Origin of the sequence: Proteus sp. G2674, assembly GCF_009915195.1 — a bacterium.
Lineage (GTDB): Bacteria > Pseudomonadota > Gammaproteobacteria > Enterobacterales > Enterobacteriaceae > Proteus > Proteus mirabilis.
In genome coordinates this window covers 213388-228627 of record NZ_JAABLS010000010.1, presented here as the reverse complement: position 1 = coordinate 228627, position 15240 = coordinate 213388, and the positions used below count along the sequence as shown (strand labels likewise).

Sequence of the window (15240 nt, the reverse complement as noted above, 5' to 3'; positions counted from 1 at the left end):
GCTGAAGCCAGTCGAAGATACCAGCTGGCTGCAACTGTTTATTAAAAACACAGCACTGTGCAAACACGAAAGTGGACGTATACGGTGTGACGCCTGCCCGGTGCTGGAAGGTTAATTGATGGGGTTAGCCGTAAGGCGAAGCTCCTGATCGAAGCCCCAGTAAACGGCGGCCGTAACTATAACGGTCCTAAGGTAGCGAAATTCCTTGTCGGGTAAGTTCCGACCTGCACGAATGGCGTAATGATGGCCAGGCTGTCTCCACCCGAGACTCAGTGAAATTGAACTCGCTGTGAAGATGCAGTGTACCCGCGGCAAGACGGAAAGACCCCGTGAACCTTTACTATAGCTTGACACTGAACATTGAGCCTTGATGTGTAGGATAGGTGGGAGGCTTTGAAGTGTGGACGCCAGTCTGCATGGAGCCAACCTTGAAATACCACCCTTTAACGTTTGATGTTCTAACCTAGGCCCATAAACTGGGTCGGGGACCGTGTCTGGTGGGTAGTTTGACTGGGGCGGTCTCCTCCTAAAGAGTAACGGAGGAGCACGAAGGTTGGCTAAGCATGGTCGGACATCATGCGGTTAGTGCAAAGGCATAAGCCAGCTTGACTGCGAGAGTGACGGCTCGAGCAGGTACGAAAGTAGGTCTTAGTGATCCGGTGGTTCTGAATGGAAGGGCCATCGCTCAACGGATAAAAGGTACTCCGGGGATAACAGGCTGATACCGCCCAAGAGTTCATATCGACGGCGGTGTTTGGCACCTCGATGTCGGCTCATCACATCCTGGGGCTGAAGTAGGTCCCAAGGGTATGGCTGTTCGCCATTTAAAGTGGTACGCGAGCTGGGTTTAGAACGTCGTGAGACAGTTCGGTCCCTATCTGCCGTGGGCGTTGGAAGATTGAGAGGGGTTGCTCCTAGTACGAGAGGACCGGAGTGAACGCACCACTGGTGTTCGGGTTGTCATGCCAATGGCATTGCCCGGTAGCTAAGTGCGGAAGAGATAACCGCTGAAAGCATCTAAGCGGGAAACTTGCCTCGAGATGAGTCTTCCCTGTCGCTTTAAGCGACCTAAAGGAACGTTTAAGACTAAGACGTTGATAGGCTGGGTGTGTAAGCGTAGCGATACGTTGAGCTAACCAGTACTAATGAACCGTGAGGCTTAACCTGACAACACCGAAAGTGTTTTGTCAGAGAGACGAAACGATGAAGTCAGCTTGTTCAAGATTGAATTACTGGTTATAGACTGTGATAACAGAAGATAACGGGTAATTAAAACCGAATTTGCTTGGCGGCCATAGCGCGGTGGTCCCACCTGATCCCATGCCGAACTCAGAAGTGAAACGCCGTAGCGCCGATGGTAGTGTGGGGTCTCCCCATGTGAGAGTAGGGAACTGCCAAGCATTAAATTAAAGCCTTAATGTAAAAAGACATTAAGTGCGTAAAGAATAAGCGGAGCGGTAGTTCAGTTGGTTAGAATACCTGCCTGTCACGCAGGGGGTCGCGGGTTCGAGTCCCGTCCGTTCCGCCAACTATTTAGGGGCGTAGTTCAATTGGTAGAGCACCGGTCTCCAAAACCGGGTGTTGGGAGTTCGAGCCTCTCCGCCCCTGCCAGTTACCAATTAAGTAATAACAAAATTTATACTACTTTGTAGCCCAGTTAATTAACTGGGCTTTTTGTTATATAAAAACCACTATATTTTTCTCCAATCCTTCCAATCCTTCCAATCCTTCCAACTCTTCCAATCCTAAATCGTATTTATAACTCTATGTATCATCCAAATGATTAATCTAACATTATTCACATAATATTTTTCTGGGTATTGAATCTGTTATTAGTAATAACATGTGCTTCAATCATCAATTTTATTACTGATATATCAATTTGACTGAAGCACAATGCTACTGATGGTTGGAGACAGGTTGAGAAAGAAGTTGCTGAATTAACACTTGTTGATCACTGGTATTGAGCCATACAGCAAATAGCGGTTTTTGGATGATCTCTACTGCTGCTGGTGAGAGATCGGGATATAAATCGAGCCAATGAGTAGGTAAAAAAGCAACGGCATTTGTTGTTTTCATTAACTGATAAGCAATCATAGCTGAATTTGTTGTCAAAATAGGTTCTGTTTTTGGTGCAGAGCTATTTTGTGAAAGTGGTGACAAATCAGCACTCCACTCAATTTTGATAAATTGTGCGCTTTGCTGGTTCAGGTGTGATGCTCTTTTCATTAGTTGAAATGTGATATTGCCAATTACTTTACTTTCCAACTCATCCATTTTGGGTGCTTCTGTAGTAAAAAGCAGATCTAGCTCACGAGCATGAAGTTGCTTTACTAGAGATTGCCTTGTAGAGACTCTAGATTCAATTCTAAGCTCATTTCTTTTTAAGTAAGCCTCTTGTAGCCAAGAGGTTAGATAAGCGTCCCAGAGCGATGCTGTCGCACCAATTGAAAGTTCTGAGTGTTGGGAGGCGTGGCTAATTTCTTTTTTTGCCTGTAACCAGGTATTCATTAATGACTCAGCATAAGGGATAAGCCTTTCTCCAGCGAGTGTTAAGCGAATATTGTTACGATGGCGAGTAAACAAATTTGTCCCAAGTTGGGTTTCTAATTGGCGTATTCTAAAACTGACCGCAGACTGTGTTAAATAAAGAGATTCAGCGGCTCGGCCAAAGTGTCTTGTCTTACTGACTTCCAAAAAGGTTTTCAGTAATTCGGTATCCACATCTATCTCCAAAAAAATTTGTCGTTACGATTTAAATATTTTGTTTTACAGAACCGCATGACTCCCTAATACTCCGCGCCATAAGTATGACGATAGAGAATTAGGAGTGTGTCAGATGGCAGAAAGTTTTATCACGACTAATCGTTTTTTTGACAATAAACATTATCCGCGTGGTTTTTCTCGTCATGGCGATTTCACTATCAAGGAAGCCCAGATATTGGAACGTCATGGTCAAGCTTTCAATGAACTTGATTTAGGCAAACGAGAGCCTGCAACTGAAGCGGAAAAATTATTTGTTGCCATGTGTCGTGGCGAACGAGAAGCAGCTACTGTTGAAGAAAAAATTTGGAAGAAATATACCAGTCGTATAAGTCGTCCAAAACGTTTTCATACCTTATCGGGTGGAAAGCCACAGCTCGATCCATCTGATGACTATACCGATTCTGATGATTAATATCATTAGTTTTAATTTAAAAGGGGCGTATTTCGCTCCTTTTTTACTTACCCTTCTAACTGTTTTTGTAAATAGATCATCAGTCTATCCATGGCGCGAAAACTCAACGCTTCAATAAGATGATTTCGTTGTATTTTTTGCTCATTCTCAAGATCGGCAATAGTTCTCGAAACTCTTAAAATTTTATGCCATGCACGAATAGATAAGCCTAATTTATTCAATGTCTCTTCAAGAAAGAGTGCATCTTCGGTATGTAATTGACAAAAATGTTCAATCTCTTTACTTGATAAATAAGTATTAAGCTTGCCACTTCGCTGGAACTGACGTTCCCTGGCTTGTAAAACTCGAGATCGTATGATGCTACTCGATTCATTTGTATGGGTCGATTGTAGTAATGCACCTTGAGGTAATAATGGCATTTCAACGGATAAGTCAAACCTATCTAAAAAAGGTCCCGATACTTTGCTTAAATAACGTAATACTTGTTTTACGGGCGTTCGATTATGAGTACCTTGATAGTGCCCTGTAGGACTTGGATTTAATGCACCGACAAGTAACACATTTGCGGGATAGCTAATTTTGGCTTTAGCACGTGAAATGGTAATTTTGCGCGCATCAAGAGGCTCTCTAAGTGCATCTAACACACGTCTATCAAATTCCGGCAATTCATCTAAAAATAAAATGCCATGGTGTGCAAGTGTAATTTCACCGGGTTTAGGAATAGATCCACCTCCGGTTAAAGCAACGGCAGATGCCGTATGATGAGGTGCTCTAAAAGGACGTAAAGGCCATTTACCATCATGATGTATCGTATTTGATAGGCTACTGATAATTAATACATCAAGGGCTTCTTTAGCTGTAAGTGGAGGTAAGAGAGTATTAATGCGTTGTGCCAACATTGTTTTTCCTGTGCCAGGAGGGCCAAGAAATAAAATGTTGTGATTTCCTGCTGCAGTGATTTCTGCAGCTCTTTTTGCGTTATTTTGTCCAATAATATCACTAATATCTTTATTATTTTGGTTTTCAATTGTTTTGTGATTAATATTGTTTTTAGCTTCAATTAATGGAGTGTTATTTTCTAAATGATGACAAATATCCAAAAGATGGCTCGCTAATAACGCGGATTTATTAGGTAAGAGCGAAACTTCTGATTGATGTTCAATAGAAATGATAGATATTCTATTATCTTTGTTGGCGCTTAAAATTGAGGGAATAACCGCATTCACTTTTTGTAATTTACCGGAAAGTGCAAGCTCACCGATAAATTCATAACTATTTAATTTATCAGAGATTAATTGCTCTGAGGCAATTAAGATAGCTAACGCAATGGGTAAATCATAGCGGGCTCCTTCTTTAGGTAAATCAGCGGGTGAAAGATTAATTGTAATTCTTTTTGCTGGATAACTATATCCACTATTTATTAATGCGCTTCTTACCCTATCTTTCGCTTCTTTTACGACAGTTTCAGGTAAACCAACTAAAGTGAGTCCTGGTAATCCCTGACTAATATGAGCCTCAATAGTAATAAGTGGTGCAGAGATCCCTAATGAGGCTCGCGTATATATTACTGCTAATGCCATTTTTTTATTCTCCATTATTTTCTCTCTTTTTAATTTATTTTTATTGAGGTGTTAAATAAGAAGTTAATTAAATGAGAGATATCTCGTAAATATTTAATTTATTGAAAAATATAGAAAATAAATAAAGTTAAAAAATAATTATTTGATAAAAAATTATTATTTATACGAAACTTTTTATTTTTGAATTTAATTATTTCTATTAACAGAATAAATAGTAAATTAATGGTTTTTCTTTCAGTATTAACCACTGCAATATAATTATTAAGCAGTGTTATATTCTGATGCGTTATGGAGAGATAAAAATAGCTATATGTTTCATGTGGTTAGGATTATTTTAAAAATAATCATTGTCAACATGAAAATATCATGGTAACTCTAAAAGGACAGAGTGAAAGAGAACACAACACAGACTATTTTTTACTACAGAAAAAGAATTTTAATATTATGAATACTATCGTCCTAGTGATTAGCCTAATTATTGTCAGCGTGGTGGTGATTATTAACCCACTGTGCGGGGCTGCACTAGGACGAAGAAAGGCTAACTAAACTAGCCGGATCTCAGAAAAACCCCCGCACCGAAAGGCGCGGGGGTTTTTTTTGAGCCAAGGTTTTTAAAGAGAATAAAAAAGAAAATAAATTAATATTAAACAAGAAGTTAAGACGCAGGGTGAAAGAATGAATGGAGCACAGTGGTTAGTTCAAGCATTACGAAAACAGCGAGTGGAAACGGTCTTTGGTTATCCTGGCGGTGCGATTATGCCTGTGTATGACGCACTCTATGATGGCGGTGTCGAACATGTTTTGTGTCGTCATGAACAGGGAGCCGCTATCGCTGCTATCGGATTTGCTCGTTCTAGCGGTACAACTGGTGTCTGTATCGCGACATCAGGCCCAGGCGCTACTAATGTCATCACAGGTCTTGCTGATGCATTGTTAGATTCTGTGCCTGTTGTTGCTATCACAGGGCAAGTTGCTTCAAATTTAATCGGGACAGATGCTTTTCAAGAGGTGGATGTACTTGGGCTCTCTTTAGCATGCACCAAACATAGTTTTCTGGTTTCTGATGTGAATGAACTGCCAAGAGTCGTATCAGAAGCATTTTCGATCGCTAAGCAAGGGCGTCCAGGCCCTGTGTTAATTGATATTACTAAAGATGTGCAATTAGCAGATGCTTCACATTTAGCTGATTATCCATTGCCACAAGAGCAAGAGTTTCCCTATCCCGAACATGAAATCGCGCAGGCTCTGCAGATGTTAGCACAAGCGGAAAAGCCGATTTTGTATGTTGGGGGCGGTGTAGCAATGAGCCAAGGTGTTGAGGCGCTAAGATCTTTTGTAAAACAGACGCAAATCCCCGTTGTTTCGACATTGAAAGGGTTAGGTTGTGCTAATGCATTTGATGTCAATTATTTAGGTATGTTGGGTATGCATGGTACAAAAGCTGCTAATTATGCCGTTCAACGTAGTGACTTATTAATTGCTGTAGGTGCTCGTTTTGATGATCGCGTAACGGGTCGTTTAAATACTTTTGCACCCAATGCAAAAGTGATCCATATCGATATCGATTACGCAGAGCTTAATAAATTAAAACAAGCCCATATTGCTTTGTTAGGTGATGCCAAAGTGTTATTACCTAAGTTATCTCAACCGTTAGCTATTGAGGCATGGCAAGAAGAGGTACAGCAATTAATCGCTGAATATGCTTGGCGCTATGATCATCCCGGTGAAGCAATTTATGCTCCTTTATTGTTAAAACAGTTATCTGATGCTAAGCCTGAAAATAGCATTGTGACAACAGATGTTGGACAGCACCAAATGTGGTCAGCACAGCATATGACATTTGATGCGCCAGAAAATTTTATTACTTCTAGTGGGTTAGGCACGATGGGATTTGGTATCCCCGCGGCTATTGGTGCGCAAATAGCTAGACCTGATGCGTGTGTTATCTGTGTCTCTGGTGACGGCTCTTTTATGATGAATGTGCAGGAGTTAGGCACCATTAAGCGTAAGCAATTACCTATTAAATTGGTGTTATTGGATAACCAGCGGCTTGGTATGGTGCGCCAATGGCAAGAGCTGTTTTTTGAGCAACGTTATAGTGAAACCATTTTAACGGACAACCCTGATTTTGTTGCTTTGGCAAAAGCTTTTGATATTCCGGGGCAGCGTATTACAGAAAAAGCACAGGTTGCTGAAGCAATTAAATGTTTATTAACCAGTGATGGCCCTTATTTATTACAGGTATCTATCGATGATGCAGAGAATGTCTGGCCTTTAGTCCCGCCGGGCGCAAGCAATGATGAGATGATGGAGAAATCAAAATGAACCAACACAATATCACAATTGAAGCCCGTTTTTGTCCAGAGATCTTAGAACGTATCTTGAGAGTTATCCGCCACCGTGGTTTTCATATATGCTCAATGAATATGAATATCACAGAAAGTAACTATATTAATTTAGCTCTGACTGTGAGCAGTCAACGACCTGTTGATCTTTTATGTAGCCAGTTAACAAAGTTAGCTGATGTTGCAGGTATTCAGGTCTTACATCAACAACAAAAAGAAAAATTACAATTCATAAGTGCACTTAGTGCCATGTAAGGATAGAAGAATGACAAAGCAAGCTGATTATATTTGGTTCAACGGTGAAATGGTTCCATGGGCTGAGGCAAAAGTACATGTCATGTCTCACGCACTACATTATGGAACGTCTGTATTTGAAGGAGTACGTTGCTACGATTCCCATAAAGGGCCTGTCGTTTTTCGCCATCGTGAGCATATGCAACGATTGCATGATTCTGCCAAAATTTATCGTATGCCTGTCGCGCAAAGTGTTGATGAGTTAATGGAAGCTTGTCGCGAAACATTGCGCAAAAACCAGTTAGTCAGCGCTTATATTCGTCCTTTAGTTTTTATTGGTGATGTCGGAATGGGGGTTAATCCACCAGAAGGTTATAAAACCGATATCATTATTGCTGCATTCCCATGGGGGGCATATTTAGGTGAAGAGGCGTTAGATAAAGGGATTGATGCGATGGTCTCTTCTTGGCATCGAGCAGCACCTAATACTATTCCTACGGCTGCCAAAGCAGGAGGTAATTATCTCTCTTCATTGTTAGTGGGCAGTGAAGCTCGTCGCCATGGTTATCAAGAAGGGATTGCATTAGATGTTCATGGTTATCTTTCTGAAGGGGCTGGTGAGAACTTATTTGAAGTAAAAGATGGCGTTATTTTTACTCCTCCATTTACCTCATCTGCGCTACCGGGGATCACTCGCGACGCAATTATTAAATTAGCGAAAGATCTCGGTTATGAAATTCGTGAACAAGTACTGTCTCGAGAATCTCTCTATCTTGCTGATGAAGTGTTTATGTCTGGTACCGCTGCAGAAATTACACCAGTTCGTAGCGTTGATGGTATTCAAGTTGGTATTGGTCGCTGTGGTCCAGTAACAAAAGCTATTCAGAAAGCTTTCTTTGGTTTGTTTACGGGTGAAACCGAAGACAAATACGGCTGGTTAGATCCTGTCAATCCATAATCATAATTAAATACATTTATTGAGCGAGTAGTTCGTTCCCTACTCGCTGTTATTATCGCAGGAGTGTGAAAAATGCCTAAATACCGTTCAGCAACAACGACACATGGTCGCAACATGGCTGGCGCCCGCGCATTATGGCGTGCAACAGGAATGACTGACGCTGATTTTGGTAAACCTATTATCGCAGTTGTAAATTCATTTACTCAATTTGTACCCGGTCATGTGCATTTGCGGGATTTAGGAAAACTGGTTGCAGAGCAAATTGAAGCTGCGGGTGGTGTGGCTAAAGAATTTAATACTATTGCGGTGGATGACGGTATCGCGATGGGACATGGTGGCATGCTTTATTCGTTACCTTCCCGTGAGTTAATTGCTGATTCTGTGGAATATATGGTCAATGCACATTGTGCAGATGCCATGGTATGTATTTCTAACTGCGACAAAATCACACCGGGTATGCTGATGGCGTCTTTGCGCTTAAATATCCCAGTCATTTTTGTTTCTGGTGGACCGATGGAAGCGGGTAAAACCAAGCTTTCTGATCAATTGATCAAGTTAGATCTGGTTGATGCGATGATCCAAGGGGCTAATCCTAATGTCAGTGATGCTGATAGTGAACAAATTGAGCGTTCTGCTTGCCCTACATGTGGATCATGCTCTGGTATGTTTACGGCAAACTCAATGAATTGTTTGACTGAAGCGTTAGGATTATCGCAGCCGGGTAATGGTTCATTATTAGCAACCCATGCTGATCGTAAAACATTATTTATTAATGCGGGTAAGCGTATTGTTGAATTAACGAAACGTTATTACGAACAAGATGATCTATCTGCATTACCACGTAATATCGCTAAAAAAGAAGCATTTGAAAATGCGATGATCTTAGATATCGCCATGGGGGGATCAACAAATACCGTTTTACATCTATTAGCTGCCGCGCAAGAAGGTGATGTTGATTTTAAGATGGAAGATATCGACAGACTTTCTCGCCAAGTTCCTCATTTATGTAAGGTGGCACCAAGTACCCAAAAATATCATATGGAAGATGTGCATCGAGCAGGTGGGGTGATGGGGATTTTAGGTGAATTAGACAGAGCAGGATTACTTAATCGCAATGTTAATAATATCTTAGGCTTAAGTTTGCCTGAAACATTAGCACAATATGATGTGATGCTAAGCCAAGATGAGCAAGTGAAATCAATGTACCAAGCCGGTCCCGCAGGTATTCGTACCACAAAAGCTTTTTCACAAGATTGCCGTTGGCCGACTTTAGATACCGATCGTGAACAGGGGTGTATCCGCAGTAAAGCGCATGCTTATAGCCAAGATGGTGGTTTGGCCGTGTTATCAGGTAATTTAGCGCAAGATGGCTGCATTGTTAAAACCGCGGGTGTGGATGAAGATAATTTAGTGTTTAGTGGCCCTGCTAAAGTATACGAAAGCCAAGATGATGCGGTAGAGGCAATTTTAGGTGGCAAGGTCGTTGCGGGTGATGTGGTCATTATCCGTTATGAAGGCCCTAAAGGGGGGCCCGGCATGCAAGAAATGCTCTATCCAACCTCATATTTAAAATCAATGGGATTAGGCAAAGCGTGCGCATTAATCACGGATGGACGTTTTTCTGGTGGAACCTCGGGGTTATCTATCGGACACGTTTCACCGGAAGCGGCAAATGGTGGGATCATTGGTTTAGTGGAAGAAGGGGATATTGTTGATATCAATATTCCAAATCGCGAAATTAACTTACGGGTAGATGAGAAAACACTAGCAGCCCGTCGTGAAGCACAACTTGCTCGTGGAGATAAAGCGTGGACACCTAAAGATAGGCAGCGCCAAGTCTCTTTTGCTTTACGTGCCTACGCGTCTTTAGCAACCAGTGCAGACAAAGGTGCTGTACGTGACAAATCTAAACTAGGGGGCTAACTCATGGCAGCCTTTAGACCTTTAACTTCAGCACCAAGTAGTGCTGAATATTTAAAAGCCGCATTAAGTGCGCCTGTTTATGAAGCTGCTGTCGTGACACCTTTGCAAGAGATGGCAAAAATTTCTCAGCGTCTAGAAAATACCATTTTAGTTAAACGAGAAGACCGACAACCGGTACATAGCTTTAAACTGCGTGGCGCTTATAACATGATTGCAGGGTTAACGCCGGAGCAAAAGGCAAAAGGGGTGGTTACTGCATCAGCGGGAAATCATGCCCAAGGGGTGGCGTTATCAGCTAATCGAATGGGTGTAAAAGCATTAATTGTAATGCCTATTGCAACGGCGGATATCAAAGTGGATGCCGTACGCCAGTTTGGTGGTGAAGCGTTGTTGTATGGGGCTAACTTTGATGAAGCAAAAGCAAAAGCCATCGCTTTGGCAAAAGAGATGGGATATACCTTTGTGCCTCCTTTTGATCATCCCGCCGTGATTGCCGGGCAAGCAACATTAGCAATGGAGCTGTTACAACAGGACGTCCATCTTGATCGTATTTTTGTACCTGTTGGCGGCGGCGGTTTAATTGCTGGGGTTGCTGTATTAATTAAACAACTGATGCCTGAAATAAAGATCATTGGTGTTGAGGCAGAAGATGCTGCTTGTTTAAAAGCAGCGTTAGAAGCAGGACATCCTGTTGAGTTACCTCGCGTTGGATTATTTGCCGAAGGTGTCGCTGTCAAACGTATTGGCGATGAAACCTTCCGTTTATGCCAAAAGTATGTTGATGATGTGATAACCGTTGATAGTGATGCAATTTGTGCCGCTGTAAAAGATCTGTTTGAGGACGTACGCGCTATTGCAGAGCCTTCTGGTGCTTTAGCATTAGCAGGGCTAAAAAAATATGTTGAGGAGCATCAGATCAAAGGGGAACGTTTAGCCCACGTACTTTCTGGCGCTAATGTCAATTTCCATGGCTTACGTTATGTTTCGGAACGTTGTGAACTAGGTGAAAAACGAGAAGCGCTATTTGCCGTTACAATTCCCGAACAAAAGGGTAGTTTTTTGCGTTTTTGCCAAATTTTAGGGCAACGTGTTGTTACTGAATTTAACTATCGTTATAGCGATGCCGATCCAGAAAATGCACGTATTTTTGTCGGTGTGCGTTTAAGCCAAGGGCTACAAGAGCGTAAGGAAATCGTGCAACAGCTAACGGAGGCGGGTTATCAAGTCTCCGATCTCTCCGATGATGAGATGGCAAAATTGCATGTGCGTTATATGGTCGGTGGTCGCCCTAACCAGCCATTAAAAGAGCGTCTGTTTAGCTTTGAGTTTCCAGAAGCACCGGGTGCATTAATGAAGTTTCTTAAGACATTAGGGACTTACTGGAATATTACGCTATTTCATTACCGAAGCCATGGTACTGATTATGGCCGTGTGCTGGTGGCGTTTGAGTTACCTGAAACGGAAGGGCGTTTTGAACGGCATTTAGATGCGTTAGGTTATGAATATCATGATGAGACAGGAAATCCGTCTTTTCAGTTATTTCTTTCACCACAAACAGCCAGCTTAGTGGTGGAGTAGGCGCCAAAACGCACTGATCACAGGCTCTTGAAGGCGTTTGTGTAAACCACAAACGCCAAGTTCAAAGGGTTCTACCAGTGATATATTATCGAGCAAAGAGATACGGTTTCGTACCGGCTCAGGGCAGTTATCGACGACAACTTGCGGAATAAGTGCGATACCACAACCAAGAGCAACCATTGAAACAATCGCTTCATGCCCTGAAACAGTGGCATAAATAAGAGGATTTTGAATTCGATGGCGTTTAAACCATAAAGCAATGCGCTGTCGTGATGGGCCGTGTTCAGGAATGATAAAGGGAATATTGAGCCAATCCGGTTTTTCTTGTGTAGCAAGGTGTCGAACATTACCCGGTAGAGCAGGGGCAATAAGAACTAAGGGGATCTCGCCTATTTTCTCAAAGCAGATATTTTCAGGCAACTTCTCTGGTTTTCCTGCAATACCTAAATCGGCTTCATCTGAGATAACTTTATCCACAGCATCTGCGGCATCACCGGTAGTCAATTTTATCTCGACTAAGGGATTTTCCGCACGAAAACGGTCAAGGATCGGCGGAAGGTGACTATAAGCTGCAGTGACTGAACAAAATAGACGTAGCTCTCCAGACAAGCTGGGACTGTTCTGGTTTAGCGTATGTTTGAGTTGCTTATATTGCAATAAGGTGTGTTGAGCATAACGTTTAAGTTGCTCCCCTGCATCAGTCAGTGTGACTTGGCGGTTATCACGCAAAAAAAGTGGATGCCCTAGTTGTTCTTCAAGACGCTGGATCTGACGTGAAAGCGTGGATGGACTGACGTGCATGGCTTGCGCAGTCTTGGTGAAATGGCAACTTTCAGCAAGATGTAAGAAGAGTTTGAGATCGCGAATATCCATGGTCAGCCGCCTAGGTAAATAGTAAAAATAACGTTGCATTTATTGCAACATCATCTTGTAAATATATCAATTTAAGCAATGGCTTTCATCCCCTATAGTAAAGTCATGCAATACCTCACCGAGAGTGGGGATAACAATAGCAAACATATACACAACGATTTGGGAGTCGCTCATGGCCAATTATTTTAATACATTGAATCTGCGTCAGCAGTTGTCGCAACTGGGTAAATGTCGCTTTATGTCTCGTGACGAATTTGCCGATGAGGCTAATTATCTAAAAGGTAAAAAAGTCGTTATTGTTGGCTGTGGTGCACAAGGTTTAAACCAAGGTTTAAATATGCGTGATTCAGGACTGGATATCGCCTACGCATTACGTCAAGAGGCTATTGATGAAAAGCGTGCTTCATGGCGTCGTGCCACTGAAAATGGTTTTGAAGTAGGAACCTATGAAGCATTGATCCCGCAAGCCGATTTAGTGGTTAACTTAACGCCGGATAAACAGCACTCCGCCGTTGTTCAAGCCGTTCAACCACTGATGAAGTCAGGCGCCGCTTTGGGGTATTCTCATGGGTTTAATATCGTTGAAGTGGGTGAAAAAATTCGTGACGATATTACCGTTGTGATGGTTGCGCCAAAATGTCCAGGTACTGAGGTGCGCGAAGAGTATAAGCGTGGTTTTGGTGTACCTACCCTAATTGCTGTTCACCCAGAAAATGATGCTAAAGGTGAAGGTATGGCCATTGCGAAAGCATGGGCGGCAGCCACAGGTGGACATCGTGCGGGAGTGTTGGAATCATCTTTTGTTGCGGAAGTAAAATCAGACCTGATGGGCGAACAAACTATCCTGTGTGGTATGTTACAAGCCGGCTCTCTGCTGTGTTATGACAAAATGGTTGCTGAAGGTGTTGAACCGGGCTATGCAGGTAAGCTTATCCAGTTTGGTTGGGAAACGATTACAGAAGCCCTGAAGCAAGGTGGTATTACCTTGATGATGGATAGATTATCTAATCCTGCCAAAATGCGTGCTTATGCTTTATCAGAGCAATTAAAAGAGATTATGGCACCACTGTTTGCTAAACATATGGATGATATTATTTCAGGTAAATTCTCTGAAACCATGATGGCAGATTGGGCAAATGATGATAAAAACTTGCTGACATGGCGTGAAGAAACGGGTGCAAGCGCATTTGAAAATTATCCTGAATATGAAGGTAAAATCAGCGAGCAAGAGTATTTTGATCATGGCGTATTGATGGTTGCGATGGTTAAAACGGGTGTTGAGCTGGCGTTTGATACGATGATTGAAGCGGGCATTATCGCTGAATCTGCCTATTATGAGTCACTGCATGAATTGCCATTAATCGCGAATACGATTGCGCGTAAACGTCTGTATGAAATGAATGTGGTTATTTCAGATACCGCGGAGTACGGTAACTATCTGTTCTCTTTTGCCGCCGTGCCGATGTTAAAAGAGTTTATGACGACGTTGCAAAGTGGCGATTTAGCGAAGCATGTTCCAGATAGTGGGACAGATAATGCTCAATTGCGTGATATCAATGAAGCCATTCGTCAGCACCCTATTGAGATTGTCGGTAAGAAATTAAGAGGGTATATGACGGATATGAAAAAGATTGCTGTTGCCAACTAATTTTTCGTCGCTCTTTACGCGATAAGTGCGTTGGCTGCACTCGGTTACCCAAGTTACATACTAATGTATGCTCCTTGGGATAACCTCCTTTGCCGCCTTCTTCTCACGCAAATAGCTTAGAAAAATAAGTACTAATATATTTTAAAAGATAAAACAGAATATAAGTTTATTATCTTGAAATAGATAGTTTAGAAAAATAAGTGCTAAATATATTTTAAAAAGATAAAACCACATATCTATCAATTTGATATGTGGTTTTTATTTAAATAAATCAGAATGTGAGCCAGTTCTGTCAAAATGAACAGTATCATTGTCTATTTTATAAATAAGTAGCCAATCAGGTTCGATATGAAGATCTCGACGAGGCTTCCAGTTTCCTGTTAATGGATGATCTTTCAATTGAGCAGGTAGTCGTTTTCCTTGCACTAATAGTAATATAATCTCTTTTAGTTTATTAATATCCTTTCCTCGCTTTTCTGCGAGTTTTAAGTCTTTTTTAAATTGTCCTGAATAACTCACTTTTCGCATTTAGATATCCAATTTTTTGAATAAATCATGGGCATCTTCAGCATAAAAAACATCATCACCTTTATCTGTTTTTGCAAAAGTATTTAATGTTTTTTCATTTGGTTGTGTTTGATTACTTTCCACATAAACTCGAATGAGATCTCTTAAGATTTGAGAGGCTGGTCTGTGTTTATTTCGAGCTATTGCAACAAAAGCCTCTTTGAGCTCTATATCAACTTTAGTGGCTATTAATTCGCTTTTTATACTCATAATACACACCTCCATATTTGTTTGAATATTATACAAAGTAAAACTTTATTAAACAAGGTTAAACTTCCTTTAACTAGAGAAATAAAGCTCAAAAAACTGAACCATTTTCCTATGCGCTTTCTGCTACAATGACTCCCCGTGATATT

13 protein-coding genes, 2 tRNA genes and 2 rRNA genes are annotated in these 15240 nt (G+C 41.6%); 12 read left to right on the top strand and 5 right to left on the bottom strand.

Annotated features, from left to right (window positions below; all coding sequences use genetic code 11):
* The 4 genes from GWI58_RS03540 to GWI58_RS03525 form a co-directional block, all read left to right on the top strand.
* Nucleotides 1-1167, top strand: a 23S ribosomal RNA gene (locus GWI58_RS03540); the annotation flags it as partial.
* A 117-nt stretch (nucleotides 1168-1284) separates the two neighbouring features.
* Nucleotides 1285-1400: ribosomal RNA gene (gene rrf, locus GWI58_RS03535) — 5S ribosomal RNA — on the top strand.
* A gap of 51 nt (nucleotides 1401-1451) precedes the next feature.
* A tRNA-Asp gene (locus tag GWI58_RS03530) sits at nucleotides 1452-1528 on the top strand.
* A gap of 7 nt (nucleotides 1529-1535) precedes the next feature.
* Nucleotides 1536-1611: transfer RNA gene (locus GWI58_RS03525), tRNA-Trp, on the top strand.
* A 288-nt stretch (nucleotides 1612-1899) separates the two neighbouring features.
* Here the strand turns inward: GWI58_RS03525 and hdfR are convergent.
* Nucleotides 1900-2724 carry an HTH-type transcriptional regulator HdfR gene (gene hdfR / locus GWI58_RS03520; RefSeq protein WP_036919565.1) on the bottom strand — a complete coding sequence of 275 codons (825 nt, stop codon included), beginning with the start codon at nucleotides 2722-2724 and terminating at the stop codon, nucleotides 1900-1902.
* Between the two features lie 115 nt (nucleotides 2725-2839).
* Here hdfR and GWI58_RS03515 point away from each other — a divergent pair, with 115 nt between their 5' ends.
* Nucleotides 2840-3178 (top strand): DUF413 domain-containing protein, encoded by a 339-nt coding sequence (locus tag GWI58_RS03515; RefSeq protein WP_004246370.1) that lies wholly within the window; start codon nucleotides 2840-2842, stop codon nucleotides 3176-3178.
* 47 nt (nucleotides 3179-3225) lie between these two features.
* Here the strand turns inward: GWI58_RS03515 and GWI58_RS03510 are convergent, their stop codons facing one another.
* Nucleotides 3226-4758, bottom strand: a complete 1533-nt coding sequence (locus GWI58_RS03510) for a YifB family Mg chelatase-like AAA ATPase (protein WP_017627863.1) — start codon at nucleotides 4756-4758, stop codon at nucleotides 3226-3228.
* Between the two features lie 444 nt (nucleotides 4759-5202).
* Here GWI58_RS03510 and ilvL point away from each other — a divergent pair, with 444 nt between their 5' ends.
* The 6 genes from ilvL (at nucleotide 5203) to ilvA (ending at nucleotide 11796) form a co-directional block, all read left to right on the top strand.
* On the top strand, nucleotides 5203-5304 hold the full coding sequence (gene ilvL, locus GWI58_RS03505; protein WP_017827031.1) for an ilv operon leader peptide: 102 nt from the start codon (nucleotides 5203-5205) through the stop codon (nucleotides 5302-5304).
* 129 nt (nucleotides 5305-5433) lie between these two features.
* Nucleotides 5434-7083: an acetolactate synthase 2 catalytic subunit gene (ilvG, locus tag GWI58_RS03500; protein WP_161768899.1), complete on the top strand. Its 1650-nt coding sequence runs from the start codon at nucleotides 5434-5436 to the stop codon at nucleotides 7081-7083.
* On the top strand, nucleotides 7080-7358 hold the full coding sequence (ilvM, locus tag GWI58_RS03495) for an acetolactate synthase 2 small subunit (protein ID WP_004246366.1): 279 nt from the start codon (nucleotides 7080-7082) through the stop codon (nucleotides 7356-7358). Before ilvG ends, ilvM begins: the two co-directional genes overlap by 4 nt.
* A 10-nt stretch (nucleotides 7359-7368) precedes the next feature.
* Entirely contained in the window at nucleotides 7369-8295 is a 927-nt protein-coding gene (locus tag GWI58_RS03490) for a branched-chain amino acid transaminase (protein ID WP_004246365.1), read from the top strand.
* A 72-nt stretch (nucleotides 8296-8367) separates the two neighbouring features.
* Nucleotides 8368-10218, top strand: a complete 1851-nt coding sequence (gene ilvD, locus GWI58_RS03485; protein WP_004249676.1) for a dihydroxy-acid dehydratase — start codon at nucleotides 8368-8370, stop codon at nucleotides 10216-10218.
* A gap of 3 nt (nucleotides 10219-10221) precedes the next feature.
* Nucleotides 10222-11796, top strand: a complete 1575-nt coding sequence (ilvA, locus tag GWI58_RS03480) for a threonine ammonia-lyase, biosynthetic (RefSeq protein WP_004246363.1) — start codon at nucleotides 10222-10224, stop codon at nucleotides 11794-11796.
* Here the strand turns inward: ilvA and ilvY are convergent.
* Complete coding sequence (gene ilvY, locus GWI58_RS03475) at nucleotides 11782-12669, bottom strand: HTH-type transcriptional activator IlvY (protein ID WP_004246362.1); 888 nt, start codon at nucleotides 12667-12669, stop codon at nucleotides 11782-11784. The genes ilvA and ilvY overlap by 15 nt on opposite strands.
* Nucleotides 12670-12841: 172 nt before the next feature.
* Between ilvY and ilvC the strand changes: the two genes are divergently transcribed.
* A complete protein-coding gene (ilvC, locus tag GWI58_RS03470) occupies nucleotides 12842-14317 on the top strand; it encodes a ketol-acid reductoisomerase (RefSeq protein ID WP_004246361.1) in 1476 nt (491 codons plus the stop codon).
* A gap of 258 nt (nucleotides 14318-14575) precedes the next feature.
* Here the strand turns inward: ilvC and GWI58_RS03465 are convergent, their stop codons facing one another.
* Nucleotides 14576-14845: a type II toxin-antitoxin system YafQ family toxin gene (locus GWI58_RS03465; protein ID WP_004246360.1), complete on the bottom strand. Its 270-nt coding sequence runs from the start codon at nucleotides 14843-14845 to the stop codon at nucleotides 14576-14578.
* Nucleotides 14846-15094 carry a hypothetical protein gene (locus tag GWI58_RS03460; RefSeq protein WP_004253075.1) on the bottom strand — a complete coding sequence of 83 codons (249 nt, stop codon included), beginning with the start codon at nucleotides 15092-15094 and terminating at the stop codon, nucleotides 14846-14848.
* Nucleotides 15095-15240 lie beyond the last annotated feature (146 nt).